Origin of the sequence: Nonomuraea sp. NPDC050790 (assembly GCF_044456745.1) — a bacterium.
Taxonomy (GTDB): domain Bacteria; phylum Actinomycetota; class Actinomycetes; order Streptosporangiales; family Streptosporangiaceae; genus Nonomuraea.
Window position 1 is genome coordinate 1,018,640 of sequence record NZ_JBITGF010000001.1, and the last position, 16,112, is coordinate 1,034,751.

The 16,112-nt window shown below is 73.4% G+C and carries 15 protein-coding genes; 8 read left to right on the forward strand and 7 right to left on the reverse strand.

Going from position 1 to position 16,112, the window contains the following annotated elements:
• Positions 1 to 12 precede the first annotated feature (12 nt).
• The 6 genes from ACIBEJ_RS04675 to ACIBEJ_RS04700 are packed head-to-tail and all read left to right on the forward strand — an operon-like array spanning position 13 to position 6,279.
• Positions 13 to 1,827, forward strand: a complete 1,815-nt coding sequence (locus ACIBEJ_RS04675) for an asparagine synthase-related protein (protein WP_397181218.1) — start codon at positions 13 to 15, stop codon at positions 1,825 to 1,827.
• Complete coding sequence (locus tag ACIBEJ_RS04680; RefSeq protein ID WP_397181219.1) at positions 1,808 to 2,071, forward strand: lasso peptide biosynthesis PqqD family chaperone; 264 nt, start codon at positions 1,808 to 1,810, stop codon at positions 2,069 to 2,071. The genes ACIBEJ_RS04675 and ACIBEJ_RS04680 overlap by 20 nt, the downstream gene beginning before the upstream one ends.
• A complete protein-coding gene (locus ACIBEJ_RS04685) occupies positions 2,068 to 2,499 on the forward strand; it encodes a lasso peptide biosynthesis B2 protein (RefSeq protein ID WP_397181220.1) in 432 nt (143 codons plus the stop codon). Before ACIBEJ_RS04680 ends, ACIBEJ_RS04685 begins: the two co-directional genes overlap by 4 nt.
• Positions 2,496 to 3,686, forward strand: a complete 1,191-nt coding sequence (locus tag ACIBEJ_RS04690; RefSeq protein WP_397181221.1) for a cytochrome P450 — start codon at positions 2,496 to 2,498, stop codon at positions 3,684 to 3,686. Before ACIBEJ_RS04685 ends, ACIBEJ_RS04690 begins: the two co-directional genes overlap by 4 nt.
• Positions 3,686 to 5,401, forward strand: coding sequence for an ABC transporter ATP-binding protein (locus ACIBEJ_RS04695; protein ID WP_397181993.1), 1,716 nt, complete (start codon positions 3,686 to 3,688; stop codon positions 5,399 to 5,401). Before ACIBEJ_RS04690 ends, ACIBEJ_RS04695 begins: the two co-directional genes overlap by 1 nt.
• Positions 5,398 to 6,279 carry a hypothetical protein gene (locus ACIBEJ_RS04700; RefSeq protein ID WP_397181222.1) on the forward strand — a complete coding sequence of 294 codons (882 nt, stop codon included), beginning with the start codon at positions 5,398 to 5,400 and terminating at the stop codon, positions 6,277 to 6,279. The genes ACIBEJ_RS04695 and ACIBEJ_RS04700 overlap by 4 nt, the downstream gene beginning before the upstream one ends.
• 10 nt (positions 6,280 to 6,289) lie before the next feature.
• Here the strand turns inward: ACIBEJ_RS04700 and ACIBEJ_RS04705 are convergent, their stop codons facing one another.
• From ACIBEJ_RS04705 to ACIBEJ_RS04730, 6 genes are all read right to left on the reverse strand, one after another.
• Positions 6,290 to 6,613: a hypothetical protein gene (locus ACIBEJ_RS04705; protein WP_397181223.1), complete on the reverse strand. Its 324-nt coding sequence runs from the start codon at positions 6,611 to 6,613 to the stop codon at positions 6,290 to 6,292.
• 9 nt (positions 6,614 to 6,622) lie between these two features.
• On the reverse strand, positions 6,623 to 8,458 hold the full coding sequence (locus tag ACIBEJ_RS04710) for a hypothetical protein (protein WP_397181224.1): 1,836 nt from the start codon (positions 8,456 to 8,458) through the stop codon (positions 6,623 to 6,625).
• Positions 8,459 to 8,511: 53 nt separating this feature from the next.
• The gene (locus ACIBEJ_RS04715; RefSeq protein WP_397181225.1) at positions 8,512 to 9,666 is read right to left on the reverse strand and encodes a phosphatidylserine/phosphatidylglycerophosphate/cardiolipin synthase family protein; all 1,155 of its coding nucleotides are present in this window, start codon (positions 9,664 to 9,666) and stop codon (positions 8,512 to 8,514) included.
• Between the two features lie 138 nt (positions 9,667 to 9,804).
• On the reverse strand, positions 9,805 to 11,133 hold the full coding sequence (locus ACIBEJ_RS04720) for an RNA polymerase sigma factor (RefSeq protein ID WP_397181226.1): 1,329 nt from the start codon (positions 11,131 to 11,133) through the stop codon (positions 9,805 to 9,807).
• A 168-nt stretch (positions 11,134 to 11,301) separates the two neighbouring features.
• Positions 11,302 to 11,613: a hypothetical protein gene (locus ACIBEJ_RS04725; protein ID WP_397181227.1), complete on the reverse strand. Its 312-nt coding sequence runs from the start codon at positions 11,611 to 11,613 to the stop codon at positions 11,302 to 11,304.
• 47 nt (positions 11,614 to 11,660) lie between these two features.
• Entirely contained in the window at positions 11,661 to 12,785 is a 1,125-nt protein-coding gene (locus tag ACIBEJ_RS04730; protein WP_397181228.1) for an AMP-binding protein, read from the reverse strand.
• A 30-nt stretch (positions 12,786 to 12,815) separates the two neighbouring features.
• On the opposite strand from ACIBEJ_RS04730, the gene ACIBEJ_RS04735 reads away from it, so the two are divergent.
• The gene (locus tag ACIBEJ_RS04735; RefSeq protein WP_397181229.1) at positions 12,816 to 13,760 is read left to right on the forward strand and encodes an o-succinylbenzoate synthase; all 945 of its coding nucleotides are present in this window, start codon (positions 12,816 to 12,818) and stop codon (positions 13,758 to 13,760) included.
• Positions 13,757 to 15,412: a 2-succinyl-5-enolpyruvyl-6-hydroxy-3-cyclohexene-1-carboxylic-acid synthase gene (gene menD / locus ACIBEJ_RS04740; protein ID WP_397181230.1), complete on the forward strand. Its 1,656-nt coding sequence runs from the start codon at positions 13,757 to 13,759 to the stop codon at positions 15,410 to 15,412. The genes ACIBEJ_RS04735 and menD overlap by 4 nt, the downstream gene beginning before the upstream one ends.
• Positions 15,413 to 15,463: 51 nt before the next feature.
• Here menD and ACIBEJ_RS04745 read toward each other — a convergent pair whose 3' ends face one another.
• Positions 15,464 to 16,033, reverse strand: coding sequence for a hypothetical protein (locus ACIBEJ_RS04745; RefSeq protein ID WP_397181231.1), 570 nt, complete (start codon positions 16,031 to 16,033; stop codon positions 15,464 to 15,466).
• Positions 16,034 to 16,112 lie beyond the last annotated feature (79 nt).

Sequence of the window (16,112 nt, forward strand, 5' to 3'; positions counted from 1 at the left end):
GGGAGAACGACCTTGTCCGCGACAGAAGACCCATGGTTCACCGTCCTGCCCGACCGGGAGGAGAGCACGGCCGTGGCCCGGCGCATCCTCGACCGCCACGAGGGCGCGCGCGAGGTGAGCCACCCCTCGGGACGGCCGTGGCTCATCGGCCGGTGGCCGCCCGGCACGCTCACCGTACGCAGAGGCCCCGGCAGGGCGGTGGCGCTGTTCGGCGAGCATGGGACGAGCGAGCACACGGCGAGCGAGGGGCGTGAGCACGACCTGTCGGCCTCCCTCCCCGGCAGCGCGTACCTGCTGGTCTCCGAGGGCGGAAGGGTCCGGGTGCGCGGCACCGCCTCGGGGCTGCGCAGGGTCTACACCTGCCGGGTGGACGGGACGACCGTGGCCGGGAACCGGGCCCTGGTGCTGGCCGGGCTGACCGGCGCCGCGCCGAACCCGGCCAGGCTCGCCACCCGGCTCCTGTTCGCCCACCCGCCGTGGCCGCTCAACTGGCTGCCGGTCTGGGACGGCGTCGAGTCCGTGCCGCCCGGCCACGACGCCGTCCTGGACGAGCGCGGCGGGCTCACGACGGCCCGCTGGTGGCGCCTGCCCGAGCTGCTGGAGCGCGAGGAGGCCGTCGCGGCGCTCAGAACCGCGCTCGGCGAGGCCGTCGCCCTGCGCGCGGGCCCCGGCCGCACGGTGGTCGCGCACCTGAGCGGCATGGACTCCTCCTCGATCTGCTCCCTGGCCGCCCGCACCGGCGCCGGCGTCGTCGCCCTGACCGCCGCCCAGCCCGACCCCATGGACGAGGACGTGCTCTGGGCGGAACGCACCGTCGCCGCGCTGGCCGCCGGGGGACACCCGGTGCGGCACGAGATCATCTCCGCGGGGGAGTGCCCGCTGGTCTACCACGACATGCTCGGCGCCCGTGAGCGCTTCGACGCGCCGTTCCTGCTCCTGCACCACCGCAGCCGCCTCATGCACATCCTGCGGCGCGGCCAGGCGTACGGGCCCGCCGTCCACCTGGCCGGGCTGGGCGGGGACGAGGCCGCCACGATGCTGCCCACCTGGCTGCCCACGCTGATCAGGCAGGCGCCGCTCACCGGGATGCGCCACCTGCTGACGGCCTCGGCCAAGAACCGCTGGCCGCTGCGGCACACGCTGCGGCACCTGGTGACCGGCAGGGCGTACGACGCGTGGATGCGGGCCGCCGCCGATCGCCTCGGCTGCGACGGGAACGGCGTGGACGGGCCGGCGCTCGGCTGGGACCTGCCGCCGACCATGCCCGCGTGGGCGACGCCGTACGCGGTCGAACTGGCCGCCGGCGAACTGCGCGCCGCCGCCGAGCGCCATCCGCCGCTGGCCGCAGGGCGCGGCGCGCACCACAACCTCGCCGCCGTCCACGGCGGCTGCCAGATGGTCGGCGACTTCCAGCAGATCGCCGCCGCCCAGGGCATCACCCTGTCGGCGCCCTTCTTCGACGACCGCGTCGTCGAGGCGGCGCTGGCCGCCCGGCCCGCCGACCGCTACGACCCGGCCAGGTACAAGCCGGTGCTGGCCGACGCCATGCGCGGCATCGTGCCGGCGGCGACGCTGGGCCGTACCACGAAGTCGGAGACCTCCGCCAGCGCGGTCATGGGCAGCAGGGCGCACCGCGACCAGATCATGGCACTCGCCGAGGACAGCCTGCTGGGCGAGCTCGGCCTCATCGACCAGGACCTCTTCCGCGCCACCTGCCGCGGGCCGATCGACGTGCTCACCCAGCACCGCCGCATCGAGCCCACGCTGGCGTGCGAGATGTGGCTGCGCACCGTGAAGGAGGACGAGCGTGTACGCGCTGGCGCCTGACATCTCCGCCGTCGACACCGAGTACGGCATCGCCCTGCTCCACGAGGTCCGCGGCCAGTACTGGAGCCTCAACCCCACCGGGGCCGTCGTGCTGCGCTCCGCCCTGGAGTCGGGCGACCCCGGGCACGCCGTGGACCGGCTCGTGGCCGCCTTCGACGTGGACGGCGGCGAGGCCGCCCAGGACGTCGCCTCCCTCATGAACAGCCTCCTGAGCATGGGCATCCTCGTACGGAGGCCGGCATGAGCGTCGACCCCACGATGCCGCTGGCGCCGCGGGCGTACCCGCCGCCGGAGCGCTGGCGCGCCCGCCTTGCCGTCCTGGCGGCGAAGATCCTGGCCAGGCGCTCGCCGAGCACGATCGTCAAGGTGCTGAACCGGGTGAGCGCGGGCAGCCGCCCGGCCACCTACGCCGAGGCCAGCCGGGCCCGCGAGGTGGTCACCCGCACCAGCCGGGCGTGCGCGAGCCCGAAGGGCTGCCTGCCGCGCTCGATCGCGACCGCGCTGCTGTGCAGGTCGCGGGGGAGCTGGCCGGTCTGGTGCGCGGGCGTGCGGGTGCTGCCCCCGTTCGGCGCGCACGCCTGGGTCCTGGCCGAGGGGCTGCCCGTCGACGAGCCCGCCCCGCCCGGCTACCACCGCGTCCTGCTGCGGGTCCCACGGGAGGCCACGCCATGACCGAACTGCCGGAGATCCCGATGCCCCGCGGCTGCCCCTACCACCCGCCGCCCGGCTACGACCGCCTGCGCGAGCACGGCCCGCTGGCCCCCGCCGTCCTGCGCGACGGCAGCCGGGTCTGGACCGTCACCGGCTACGAGCAGGCCCGCGCCCTGCTGGCCGACCCCCGGCTGTCGTCCGACCCCCTGCGCCCCGGCCACCCCCACCTGGCCGCGGAGAAGGGCGCGCCGCCGCCCGACCCGGAGCGCAAGCGGCAGGCGCTGAGCTTCGTCGAGATGGACGACCCCCTGCACGGCGAGCACCGCAGGACGGTCATCACCCACTTCAGCCTGCGCCGGGTCCGCGAGCTGCGCCCGCACCTGCGCGCGCTGGCCGACGGCCTGATCACCACGATGATCGACGAGGGCCCGCCCGCCGACCTGGTCAGCGCCCTGGCCGCGCCGCTGCCCGCGCTGACGCTCTGCGCGGTGCTCGGCGTGCCGGAGGAGGACCGGGAGCTGTTCACCGGCCACCTGCGCTGGCCCACGCTGCTCGACCCGGCCACGGGCCCGCCGTTCCGCGTGGTCTACGACCTCCTGGCCAGGCTCCTGCGCGACAAGGCGGAGCGTCCCGGCGACGACGTGCTCTCCGCCCTCGCCCGCCGGGTCGCCGACGGGACGCTGAGCGAACGGCAGGCGCGCGAGACCGCCGCCATGCTGGTCGTCGCCGGGCACGAGACCACCGCCAACACCCTCGCCCTGAGCGTGCTCACGCTCCTGACCAGGCCGGGCGGCCTCAAGGCGCTCGGCGCTCAGCCCGTCGAGCGGGCCGTCGACGAACTGCTGCGCTATGTGACCGTCGCCGACCCCCTGCCGAGGGTCGCCACCGCCGACATCCCGCTCGGCGACCACCTGATCAGGCAGGGCGACGGCGTGGTGGTGCTGCTGGCCGCCGCCAACCGCGACGAAGCCGCCTTCCCCGGCGACCTAGACCTGGACCGCCGCGCCGCCCGACACCTGGCCTTCGGCCACGGCCCGCACCAGTGCCTCGGCAACAACCTGGCCAGAGCAGAGCTGGAGGCCGCCCTCACCGCGCTGCTCGACCGCCTGCCCACGCTGCGCCTGAGCGTCGCGCCGGACAGCCTGCCGGTCAAACCCGCCCTGTCGCTGCAGGGCGTGACCCGCCTGCCCGTCACCTGGGGCCCGTGATGGCCGCCTGGCGCACCCTGCTGGCCCAGGTACGCCCGCACCGCACCCGGATCCTGGCCGGCGGCCTGCTCGGCCTGGCCGGCGGCGCCGCCGGGCTGATCCAGCCCGTGGCGGCCAAGATGGTCACCGAGGACCTCCTGGCGGGAACCCCGGTGCTGGCCACGCTCGTCCTGCTCACCTCGCTGCTCGTCGCCGGCGCCGTGCTGTCGGCCTGTGGCCGCTACGTCCTGGAGGTCGCCGGCGAGAACGTCGTGCGCGCCGCCCGCGACCGGCTCACCGAGCGGATCTTCCGCCTGCGCCTGGCCGACTTCGACCGGCTCGAACCCGGCGACCTCATGTCCAGGCTCACCTCCGACATCACGCTGCTGCGCTCGGCGACCACCAGCGCGATCGTCAGCGGGGCCACCGGCCTGGTCCTCGGCGTCGGCGCGATCACGCTCATGGCCACCACCGACCTGGTGCTGCTCGGCGCCACCGCCGCCGTCCTGGCGCTCACGCTGGCCGGGATGGCGCTGGTCATGCCGCGCGTCTCGGCCGCCGCCCACCGCACCCAGACCGCCGTCGGGCTGCTCGGCGCGATCGTGGAGCGCGTGCTCGGCGCCTACCGGACCGTCAAGGCCAGCGGCGCCGAGCGCCGCGAGAGCGCCCGCGCCGCCGCGGCCTCCGGTACGGCGTGGCGGCACGCGATCACCGCCGCCCGCTGGCAGTCGGCCACCGGCGTGGCCGGGACCCTCTCGACCCAGGTCACCTTCCTCGTGGTCCTCGGCCTCGGCGGCCTGCGGGTGAGCCAGGGCACGCTCTCGCTGCCCTCGCTGATCATGTTCCTGTTCTGCCTCATGTACCTGTCCGGCCCGATCGGGCAGGTCATGTCCGCGCTCGGGCAGGTGCAGGTGGGGCTGGCCGCGGTCCGCCGCCTCCAGGAGGTCGACCGCCTGCCCGCCGAGCCGCTGGCCGAGCCCGCGGTCCGGAACGGCGGCGGGGCCTCGGTCGGCTTCCGCGGCGTGCGGTTCGGGTACGGCGGCGCCGCCGTACTCAAGGACGTGGACATCACCGTCGCGGCCAGGACCATGACCGCGGTCGTGGGACCGTCGGGAGCGGGCAAGAGCACGCTGTTCGCGCTGCTGGAGCGCTTCTACGACGCCGAGGAAGGCGCCGTCGAGGTGGACGGGCGGGACGTGCGCGACTGGCCGCTGGCCGACCTGCGCGCCGCCATCGGCTACGTCGAACAGGACGCGCCCATCCTCGCCGGGACACTGCGCGACAACCTGCGCTACGCCGCGCCCGACGCCGGCGACGAGGAGATCCGCGAGGTGCTGGCACGCGCCAGGCTCACGCCTCTGCTCGACCAGTTGCCGCTGGGGCTCGACACGCCGATCGGCCACCGGGGCACGACGCTGTCCGGCGGGCAGCGCCAGCGCGTGGCCGTCGCCCGCGCGCTGCTGCGCCGTCCGCGGCTGCTGCTGCTCGACGAGATCACCTCCCAGCTCGACGCCGCCTCCGAGCTGGCCCTGCGCCAGGCGGTCGAGGACATTGCCGCCACCACCACCGTCATCGTCATCGCCCACCGGCTGTCCACGGTGGTCAACGCCGACGCCATCATCGTCCTGGAGGAGGGCAGAGTGCGCGCCGTGGGAACGCACCGGGAACTGCTCGCGGCCGACGGCCTCTACCGCGACCTCGCGGCAGGCCAGCTCCTGCCCGCCTCGGGCCCATGAGCGGCCGGATCTACGTGGCCAGCCCGGACACCTCGTCCGTGGCCGTTCTCGACGCCCGCACCCTGCAACACGTGGCGAGCGTCGGCGCGGGGGAGCGGCCGTACGCGCCGGCGCTCGTGGGCGAGCGGCTGTACGTCACCGACTTCGCCGGGCGGAGCGTCACCGTCGTCGGCACCGCCACTCTGGCGGTCGTGGACCGCATCCCCGTCGGCGACCACCCGGGCGGCATCGTCGCCGACCCCGAGGCCCGCCACGCCTACGTCACCAACTACCAGAGCAGCGACGTGTCGGTGATCGACCTGCGCCGCGACACCGTGACCCGCACGATCACGGTCGGCCGCAACGCCGCCGCCCCCGCGCTGTCGGGCGGGCGGCTGTACGTGACCAACTTCGAGAGCCACGACCTGTCGGTGATCGACACCGCCGCGGGCGAGGTGGTCGCCACGCTCCCCGTCGGCCCGCACCCCAACGGCGTCGCCGTGACCCGCGACGGCGCCCACGTCTACGTCACCACCACCGGCGCCAACCTGCCCGGCCAGGACAACGACGTTTTGGTCCTGGACGCGGCCACCCACGAGGAGGTCGCCACCGTCGGCGTCGAGTCCGGCCCCTACGGCATCGCCGCCTCGCCCGGCCACGACCGGGTCTACGTCACCCACTACTACAGCAGGAGCGTCCTCGGCATCGACACCGCGACCAGGCGGATCGTCTCCAGGTCCGAGGTCGGCGAGAGCCCGGAGGCGGTCACCCTGTCCCCGGACGGAACGCTCCTGTACGTGTGCAGCACCCGCGCCCACCTGGTCTCGGCCATCGACACCGCCACCGGCCGGATCGTGGCCACGGCCCCGGTGCGCCGCCCCGCAGGGGTGGCCGCCTAGCCTTGGGCGGTCACCGCTGCTGGATGTTGGTCGCGCCGTCGCCGGTCGAGATGATCCCGCTGTTGTCGCCGGTGACGACGACGGACCGCTCGCCGTTGGGCGTGGTGGCTTCGGTGCCGGGCGTGGTGGCTGGAGCCGCGGGGGGCCGGGTCAGCCAGTAGGCGACCAGCGCGGCGGCCGTGGCCACCGCGAGGGCGACGCCGGTCCACACCCAGCTCCACCCGTCGTCGGTGAGCACCTGGTTGGAAGCCACCGCGGCCCCCACCCCGAGCGGCACCGACAGCAGCAGCAGGACCCGCCTGCCCGTCACCCGTGGCCGTGCGCGTACGCCCATGCCCGCATCCTAACCGGCCTCCAGCCGCTTCAACCGGCGCCGGATCCGTTCGGCCGCGCCGACCAGGCGGAGGATCCTCCTGGTCGCCGGGTCGTCGTGCAGCGCGAGCGCGCTCACGTACCGGGCGATCGTCAGGCCGATCTCGCGGGTGGTCTGGTCGCCGGGCCCCCGGGTCTCCTCCAGGCCGGTGAGGACGGAGAACCAGAGGGAGAGCACCAGGACCGTGTGACCGGCCCGCCACCTGATGTCGGAGCCCAGGTACGCCTCGGCCAGATCCCACTTGGCCTGCAGGGTGAGGGAGTGGTTGGCGCCGAGGGCGCGTTCGGCGTCCGTGGCGAGCCGCCGGTAGTGGTCGAAAGCCCGGCGGTACTCGTCGTGCCGGACGTAGAGCCCGCCGAGCTCCAACCGGGTCTCCAGGGTGTCGAGCGCGCCGGGACCGAGCACCCGCTCCTTGTCCGCGACCAGCCGCTCGAACGCGCCGATCGTGACCTCCAGAGGTTCGAGCGGCTGGCGCAGCAGGGCCAGGGTCGTCCGCAGCGACAGCAGGGCCGGGTGTCCTGACCCCTCGTGCGCGGCGATCGTCCGTTCGGCGAAGGCCACGGCCTCCCGCCGCGACCCGGTGCGCACCAGGTGGGCGGCGTGGATCCAGGCGAGGTCGGCCGAGGTGTCGTCGAGTTCGGCGAGGCCGCCCGCCGCGACGTAGGCGGCGACGTGCGGCGCCAGCCGCGCCGCCGGTTCCGGCCCGTCCTTCCACGCGCCGCGCAGAGCCAGCCCCGCCAGCCGCCGGGACTCGGGCGTCCTGCTCACCGCCTGGACCAGCCGGTGCAGGGAGAGCGCGCCCTCGGTCAGGTTGACCAGCCCGTACGCGGCCAGGTGCCCGGCGGCGGCGCCGTCCTCCGGGAGCAGGCCGAGCGGGACGTCGTCCGAGGCGAGCCACCCCAGGATGCCCAGCGTCCGGCCCGGCAGCGGCCCGTGCCGGGCGGCGATCCCGTCCAGCGTGACCCGCCAGGTCCGCGCGACGGTCCGGTCGAGGTCCCCGCCCTCGTGCGTCCAGTCCAGGATCGTGCCGTCGGCGGAAAGTCGTTCCAGATACGTCCGCGCCGTGATCCGGTTCTGGGTGAGGTAGTGCGCGGCCATCTCGATCGCGAGCGGCAGCCCGCCGAGCGCCGCGCACAGCTCCTCGCCGCCGTCGAGCAGCCCGCGATCGCCCACGCGCCGCTCCAGCATGTCTACGGCCTCGCCCGCCGACAGCACCCCCAGCCGGACGGGCACCGCGATGCCCTCCCACCCGGCGCCCTGCCTGCTGGTCACCAGGAACCGCCCGCCGGGCAGCGAGCCGATCAGCTCGGCGACCTCGGCCGGCCTGGCCACGTTGTCGAGGATCAGCAGCCATCCCTTGTGGCCGGCCAGCCACTGCTTGGCCCACTCCACGGGCCGCTCCGGCGCGCCGGCCGGGTAGAGCCGCAGGGCCAGCGCCTCCAGCCCGAGGTCGATCTGGGCGGGATCCCCGGCGTCGATCCACCAGACGGGGTTGTGCCTGCGGCCGCGGGCGTACTGCGCGGCCAGCGTGGACTTCCCGATCCCGCCCAGCCCCGTGAGCACCTGCGCCATCGCGCCGGAGCGCCGCCCGAGCGCCTTGACCAGCCCCGCCAGCTCCCTGTCCCGCCCCACGAACAGCGGACCGGCCGCGGCCGGCGAACGCAATCGCACCAGAGGCGACGGACTGCGCACCGTGGCGGCAGGGACCGGGGGAGCGGCCTGGACGACCGGCTGGATGATGTTGACCGCGTCCTTGCCGGTGGACAGGATGCCGCTGTTGCGCAGGACCCAGATCTTGTCCCCCATCGCCCCTCCCTCCAGCGCATTGTCGCGCCCCCGCACGGCGCCGCGCCAGGGGATCAGGGCTTGCCGATGAACCGTTCGCCGGCGGCCTCCATGCGCTCGATCTCGGTGCGGAAGAAGCGGGCGAGCTCGGCGCAGGCGGCCGGGTCGACCGGGCCGCCCTCGCGTTTGGGCAGGTCCGGGTAGGGGCTGCCGATGACGAAGATGTTCTCGTCGTTGTAGTTGTTGGCCGGAGCGGTGTAGTTGAAGGACCCGGCGACGACCACAGCCTCGTCGATGACCATGAGCTTGTGGTGCAGCTTTCCGAAGGCGGCCGAGCGCTTGGGGAAGTACAGCTCGATGTGGGCGCGGTCGAGGTCGTGGGTGGCGGCCCAGGTCTGGGCGCCCTGGCCGGGGTCCATGACGCCGGTGACCGTGCGCTTGGCCGCGGCCAGCGCGATCATGGCGTCGTCGATGCCGGAGGAGCCGGAGAAGGTGAAGATCGCGAAGTCGACCCGCCTGGCCGCCTTGAGCATCTGCTTCATGATCTCCAGCTCGGGCGCGTGGTCGGGCGCGAACAGGATCTTGACCGGCACGCCGTTGAGGTTGAAGGCCATGGGGACCTTGCCGTGGGCGCCGCGGCCGAACTGGCCCGCGCGCATCTGGGCGAACTCGGTGGTGTACTCGCGGCAGACGCGGGCGTCGTTGAAGACCACGATGTGGTTGAGGTTGCGGTGGCAGTCGGTGTCGGTGAAGTTCGCCGAGCCGGACAGGATGGCCGAGCCGGGCATCGGGCGTTCGCGGAAGTCGCGGATGATGAACTTCTGGTGGAAGATCGCCGGGTTGTAGTCGGCCTTGACGTCGACGTTGCAGCGCAGCAGCGCGGCGAGGATCTTCCGGTTGGGCTCCAGGCTCTTGGCGCCGCTCTCCTGGCCCCACTGCACGCGGTGACGGGCGGCGGCCTCGTCCTCACCGGCCTTCGGGGTGACGCTCGGGAGCTTGGCGGAGATCAGGTAGTCCTGTTCCAGGACCATGCGCACGTCCACGCCGCGGAAGCGGGCGTCGAGGATGGCCTGGGCGATGGGCTCGGAGTCGAGCTCCTGGACGGCGATGTCGAGGTACCGCTTGGCGCCGCCGATGAAATCGATGATCACCTGCTCGAGGTCGTCGGCGGCGCCCAGTTCGGTGGGGCCGACAAATGCCTCGATCTTGCCTCCGGCAAAGACGGTCATGTCGTAATTATCACACTACAGAGGGTGGACAGTTCGGCACCCTGGGGTGACGGCCCGCCGTACCGGACATGACGGTCTTGCGGCGGCAAGCGGAACGGCCCGGCACCCCGCGCGGGGTGCCGGGCCGTTCCGGTCGGGTCAGCTCGCCCAGTCCAGGAGCGGGCGCGTGTTGCTCGGGTGGCGGAGCTTGGAGAGCGACTCCTTCTCGAGCTGGCGGATCCGCTCGCGGGTCAGGCCGAGGTGCTTGCCGATCTCGTCCAGGGTGTGCGGCTTGCCGTCCACCAGGCCGAACCGCAGCGCCATGATCTTGGACTCGCGCGGCGAGAGGTTGTCGAGCACGCCGCGGAGCTGGTCGCCCAGCAACTGGCGGTCGACGATCTCGGAGGCCTCGGGCGAGTCGACGTCCTCGATGAGGTCGCCGATCGTGGTCTCGCCGTCCTCGCCGATCGTGGCGTTCAGGGAGATGGGCTGGCGGCTGGTGCGCAGCAGGTCCTCGATCTGGTCGGGGGTCTTGTCCAGCTCGACGGCCAGTTCCTCCGGCGTGGGCTCGCGGCCGAGGCGCTGGTGCATGTCGCGCTCGATCCGCGACAGCTTCGACAGCATCTCCAGCACGTGAACCGGCAGCCGGATCGTGCGGGCGGAGTCGGCGAAGCCACGCTGGATGGCCTGCCTGATCCACCACATGGCGTAGGTGGAGAACTTGAAGCCCTTGGTGTAGTCGAACTTCTCCACGGCGCGGATCAGCCCGAGGTTGCCCTCCTGGACCACGTCCAGCAGCGACATGCCGCGGTCGGTGTACTTCTTGGCCACCGACACCACCAGCCGCAGGTTCGCCTCCAGCATGTGGTCCTTGGCCTGCCGGCCGTCCTCGATGACCAGTTCCAGGTCCTCGCGCACCGCCGCGGGGCAGTTCTGGTCGCTGTCGAGCTTGTACTCGGCGTACAGGCCGGCCTCGATCCGCCTGGCCAGCTCGACCTCCTCGGCGGCGGTCAGCAGCGTGCGGCGGCCGATCGACTTGAGGTAGGTGTGCACCGAGTCGCCCATGACGGACTGGTTGTCGTCGAGGTCGAGCGGCTCCTGCTCCAGCTCGGCGTCCTCGGCGGACATGGTCGGCTCGTCCGGCTCGTCCTCGGCGGACGCCTGCTCGGGCACGGCCTGCTCGGCGGCCTTCGGCGCGGCGGCCGTCTTCGCGGCGGCGCCCTTCTTGGCGGTGGTCTTCCTGGTGGTGGTCTTCTTGCCGGCCTTGGGCGCGGCGGCGGACTTGGCCAGGGCGGGCTCGTTCTCCGCGGCCAGGCTCACCCCGGCCTCGGTCAGCTCGCGCAGGATGGAACGGCCCTCCGAGGGGCTGATGCCGGCGAGTGCGAACGCGTCGCGTAGTTCCGAAAGAGAAAGGTGACCCTGAGCTCGCCCTCGGTCAAGGAGCTGGTCGAGGGTCGCGGGCGGGGTCGCCACGGCGGTTCTGGGCATGAGGACACCTCCTCCATACGGAGTCGAAGCGATCAGGCAGTTGTGGTGGGGCGGTGTGGCCGCTCGACGCACCAGTATCAATAACGTCATTCGCCGTCATTTGTTCCCGGACCGGGTAAAAAAGGGTGGACCGCCGAGAATGCGATCCACCCCACACCCTGCGGGAATTCACTCCGCCAGTTCGAACTCTCCTGGCTTCAGCTCGACCTCGGGCATCGGCATCGGCTCGGCTCCCTCCATGCGCTCCCCGGTCCAGTGCTCCAGGACCTTGGAGGGGTCGGGATTGATGTCGTGGGAGACGACGATGCCGTCGGTCGGGGTGGGCGTGGGCGCCGGGGTGATCTTCTTGACCTCCGCCGATGTCTCGTCCCGGGCCTGGTCGGCCCGGCCCGCCGAGGCGGCTGCCGCGACTGTGGCGCCACCGACGAGGATCACGCCGACGACCGCCGCGGACGCCCACATCTTGCGGGTCTGGTTCATGAAGCGCTCCCTCTTTCTCTCGCCACCTATGACGCAGCAGGGCCGCGTCAGGTTCCGGCCCGCAACAGGGCGAGATCGGTTTTTCCATTCGGCAGTAGTGGCAATCGGGGGAGAAGCCGCAGCTCACGCGGGGCGGCGTAGGCCGGCAGCCGGTCTTTGGCATAGGCGCGGAGCTGGTCGAGGGTGGGCGGGCGCGCGGGGTCGGCGGGCACGACGACGGCGACCACGCGCTCGCCCCACTCCGGATCGGGGCCGCCGACGACCGCCACGTCGGCGACCTCGGGGTGCTCGCCGAGCACTCCGGCCACGACCCCGGCCACGACCTTCTCGCCGCCGGTGTTGATGACGTCGTCGGCCCGGCCGAGCACGCGCAGCCGCCCGCCGTTCAGCTCGCCGAGGTCGGAGGTGACGAACCAGCCGTCCTCGAACGGCGCCGCGCCGAAGCGGTAGCCGGAGAACAGGACGGGACCGGCGATCCGTACCCGGCCGTCCCCTCCGATCTTGAGATCTACATTGTAAAGGGGGCGGCCGTCGTACACGCAGCCGCCGCTGGTCTCGCTCATCCCGTACGTCGTGACGATCCTGGCGCCGAGCGCCGCGGCCTCCTGCAGCAGGCCGGGCCGGGGGGCCGCGCCGCCGAGCAGGATCGAGCGGAACACCGACAGGTCCGCGCCCCGCTCGACCAGCCGGTGGAGCTGGGTCGGCACCAGCGACACGTGCTCGGCCCCGGCGCGCAGCACCGCCTCGGGGGAGAAGCCGTCGTGGATGATCGGCTCGCTGTCGGTGAGCACCGACCTGACCAGCACCTGCAGCCCGGACACGTGCGAGGGCGGCAGGCAGCACAGCCAGCGCTCGCCCTTGGCCGCCTTCAGGTGGCGCAGCGACGCCTCTGCCGATGCGCGCAGCGCCCCTCCGGTGAGCATGACGCCCTTGGGCACGCCGGTGCTGCCGCTGGTCGCGATCACCACCGCGACGTCGCCGGGCACGCCTTCTCCGCCGGCCTGCCGTACCCCGTCGAGATGGGTGGGGCGCAGGGCCGCGAGGGTCGCGCGCGCGTCGCCGGGCGGCAGGGGGAGCACGGCGGGGCCGTCGCCGGTCAGGGCGTCGCGAATCGCGGCGAACAGCCGGGGTCCAGGCGGCAGCGCGAGGGCGTGCAACGGTTTGCTCACCATGCTCGTAAGGTTAGTGGCGACAGTTCGGATATGAGTGCGGGGAGGGTCGTGGAGCGTTCTCCCGTCGTGTTCCGGGTCCCCATGCGCGAGCGTTTTCGCGGGCAGACCGTCAGGGAAGGCGTGCTCGTCCGCGGGTGCGCCGGCTGGGGGGAGTTCTCGCCGTTCCCCGAGTACGGGCCGCGCGAGTGCGCGCGCTGGCTCGCCTGCGCGCGCGAGGCCGCCGACGAGGGCTGGCCCGCGCCGGTGCGCGCGAGCGTCCCGGTGAACTCGACGGTTCCCGCCGTCGGCCCGGAAAGGGCCTTCGAGCTCGTACGGCAGGCCGGCTGCGCCACCGCCAAGGTCAAGGTGGCCGAGCGCGGCCAGAGCTTCGCCGAGGACCTGGCCAGGGTGGAGGCGGTCAGGGACGCCCTCGGCCCCTCGGGCGGGCTGCGCGTGGACGCCAACGGCGCCTGGAGCGTGGACGAGGCGGTGCGCCGGCTGAAGGAGCTGGCCCGCTTCGACCTGGAGTACGCCGAGCAGCCCTGCGCCACCCTCGACGAGCTGGCCCAGGTGCGCCGCCGGTGCGGGGTGCCGATCGCGGCCGACGAGTCGATCCGCAAGGCGGAGGATCCGCTCAGGGTGCGGGCCGCGGCGGCGGCCGACATCGCGGTGGTGAAGGTGCAGCCGCTCGGCGGGGTACGCAACGCGCTGCGCGTGGTGGAGGCGTGCGGGCTGCCCGCGGTGGTCTCCAGCGCGGTCGAGACGTCGGTGGGCCTGGCCGCGGGGCTGGCGCTGGCCGCCGCGCTGCCCGAGCTGCCCTATGCGTGTGGCCTGGGCACCATGACCCTCCTGTCCGGAGATGTCGTGAAAGACTCGCTGACGCCGGTGGACGGGCAGATAGCGGTCCGCCGCCCGAACGTGGATTTTTCGTATTTGTCGGAATTTGAGATTGAATCTCCCTCGTGGCTTCGCCGGATGCAGGAGGCTGCCTCGTGAACCCCGCCACCGCGCTGGCCTCCGTACTCGTCGACGAGCTGGTGCGCTGCGGGCTCACCGACGTCGTACTCGCGCCCGGCTCCCGCTCGGCTCCCCTCGCGCTGGCCCTGCACGCCGAGTCGCGGGTGCGCCTGCACGTGCGCATCGACGAGCGTTCCGCCTCCTTCCTCGCGCTGGGCCTGGCCAAGCGCTCCGCGCGGCCCGTCGCGCTGCTCTGCTCGTCGGGCACCGCCGCCGCCAACTTCCATCCCGCCGTGATCGAGGCCGGCGAGTCGGGCGTACCGCTGCTGGTCCTCACCGCCGACCGGCCGCCAGAACTGCGCGGCACCGGCGCCAACCAGACCATCGACCAGATCAAGCTGTACGGCTCCGCCGTCCGCTGGTTCGCCGAGGTGGGGGTGCCGGAGGAACGTCCTGGGCAGGTGGCGTACTGGCGGTCGCTGGCCTGCCGCGCCTACCAGCGCACGCTCGGCCCCGGCGACCCCGGCCCCGTCCATCTCAACGTCGCCTTCCGCGAGCCGCTCATCCCCGACGGCGACATGAACTGGTGCGAATCGCTCGACGGCGACGTCAACGGCCCGTGGGTGCGCACCCGGGTCGCCCCGCCGCCCGTGGCGCTGCACATCCCGCCGACCCGCCGCGGCGTCCTGGTCGTCGGGGACGGCGCCGCCAACGTGCGCCGCTACATCGCCGCCGCCGGGATGGCCGGATGGCCGGTGCTCTCGGAGCCCAACGGCGGCGGCCGCTACGGCGACCACGCGATCTCCACCTACCACTTCCTGCTCGGCACGCCCGAGTTCGCCGAGGCCCACCAGCCCGACGTGGTGGTGACGCTGGGCCGTCCAGGGCTGTCGCGCCCGCTTTTGACGTGGCTGAAGCGGGCGCAGGAGCACATCGTCGTGGCCCCCGACCTGGCCCGCTGGCCCGACCCGACCCGCTCGGCCACGCAGGTCGCGCAGGCGGTGGAGATCCCGGTCGCCTCGGGTGACGACACGTGGCTGCACTCCTGGCGGGCCGCCGACGCCGCCGCCCGCGCGGCGATCGACGGGCTCCTCGACTCCACCGGGCTCAGCGAGCCACGCCTGGCCCGCGACCTGGTGGACGCGCTGCCGAACGGGGCGCTGCTGTTCAGCGGGTCCTCGATGCCGATCAGGGACCTCGACCAGGCCATGCGGCCGAGGCGCGGGATCCGGGTGATGGCCAGCCGGGGCGCCTCCGGGATCGACGGGCTGGTCTCGACCGCGATGGGGGCGGCGCTCGGGCACAACGGGCCGTCGTTCGCGCTGCTGGGGGACCTGTCGTTCCTGCACGACCAGAACGGGCTGATCCTCGGGCCGCGCGAGCCCCGGCCTGACCTGTGCTTCGTGGTGGTCAACAACGACGGGGGCGGGATCTTCTCGCTGCTGCCGCAGGCGGCGGTGCGCGATCCGTTCGAGCGGGTCTTCGGGACGCCGCATGGGGTGGATCTGGGGTATGTGGCGGCGGCCAGCGGGACGCCGTACACGCTGGTCGGTGACATCTCGGAGCTGGGCAAGGCGTTGCGGGGGGAGGGGCCGCGGGTGGTGGAGGTGCGGACGGAGCGTGAGCCGAACGCGCTGGTCCACGCCCAGTTGCGGGAGGCCGCCCAGACGGCGATCCGGGCGGCACTCTGAGTCAGGCGCGCTGCGTGGCTAGTTTTGTGGCGCTTTATGGCGTTTTTGTGGTCAGGCGGGGGCCAGGTTGGTGCGGGCGGGTTCGGCTCGCCACAGGCCCAGGGCCAGCCAGGCCACTCCGGCGGCGGCGACCAGCAGGCCGAGCAGGTAGAGGGGCTCCGGGGCGACGTTCCTGAGGGAGCCGGGGATCATGCCCGCCGCGTACAGGAGGATGGCGCCGGTGGGCAGGCCGCCCGCGCGGACGGCGGCCACGGCGAAGGTGAGGACGCCCGCCATCAGCACCAGGGACGTCACCAGGAACGCCCGGCCGGTGCCGCCGGCGACCAGGGTGGCGACCGTGCTCCGGCCGAGGGCGGGGAAGACGAAGTGCAGGGTGTACTCGACGGCGAAGGCGCCGGCCAGGCCCGCGGCGTTGATCGTGAAGCCGATCAGGCCGAGGCGGCCGGCCGTACGGGAGATGAGGAAGTAGCAGCCGGTGATCGCGAACAGGCCGGCCAGCGGGGCCAGCGGCGCGATCGCGTGGGTGAGCGCCGTCTCGGGCAGGAACCCGGCGCGGCGGGCGGCGTTGAAGACCAGGACGAACGCGCACAGGAATCCGGCGGCCGCGGTGAGTCGGAACATGTCGGTTCACTCCGATTTTTCGGGGCTTTGTCGCTCGTATCATGAGCGCCCCGGGCGGTGCTGGAGGAGAGCCGCGGGC

Coding starts and splice junctions, on each gene's coding strand:
- ACIBEJ_RS04685 (WP_397181220.1), top strand. CDS start 2,068: ATGAGCGTCGACCCCACGATGCCGCTGGCGCCGCGGGCGTACCCGCCG.
- ACIBEJ_RS04690 (WP_397181221.1), top strand. CDS start 2,496: ATGACCGAACTGCCGGAGATCCCGATGCCCCGCGGCTGCCCCTACCAC.
- ACIBEJ_RS04695 (WP_397181993.1), top strand. CDS start 3,686: ATGGCCGCCTGGCGCACCCTGCTGGCCCAGGTACGCCCGCACCGCACC.
- ACIBEJ_RS04700 (WP_397181222.1), top strand. CDS start 5,398: ATGAGCGGCCGGATCTACGTGGCCAGCCCGGACACCTCGTCCGTGGCC.
- ACIBEJ_RS04705 (WP_397181223.1), bottom strand. CDS start 6,613: ATGGGCGTACGCGCACGGCCACGGGTGACGGGCAGGCGGGTCCTGCTG.
- ACIBEJ_RS04710 (WP_397181224.1), bottom strand. CDS start 8,458: ATGGGGGACAAGATCTGGGTCCTGCGCAACAGCGGCATCCTGTCCACC.
- ACIBEJ_RS04715 (WP_397181225.1), bottom strand. CDS start 9,666: ATGACCGTCTTTGCCGGAGGCAAGATCGAGGCATTTGTCGGCCCCACC.
- ACIBEJ_RS04720 (WP_397181226.1), bottom strand. CDS start 11,133: ATGCCCAGAACCGCCGTGGCGACCCCGCCCGCGACCCTCGACCAGCTC.
- ACIBEJ_RS04725 (WP_397181227.1), bottom strand. CDS start 11,613: ATGAACCAGACCCGCAAGATGTGGGCGTCCGCGGCGGTCGTCGGCGTG.
- ACIBEJ_RS04730 (WP_397181228.1), bottom strand. CDS start 12,785: ATGGTGAGCAAACCGTTGCACGCCCTCGCGCTGCCGCCTGGACCCCGG.
- ACIBEJ_RS04735 (WP_397181229.1), top strand. CDS start 12,816: ATGAGTGCGGGGAGGGTCGTGGAGCGTTCTCCCGTCGTGTTCCGGGTC.
- ACIBEJ_RS04745 (WP_397181231.1), bottom strand. CDS start 16,033: ATGTTCCGACTCACCGCGGCCGCCGGATTCCTGTGCGCGTTCGTCCTG.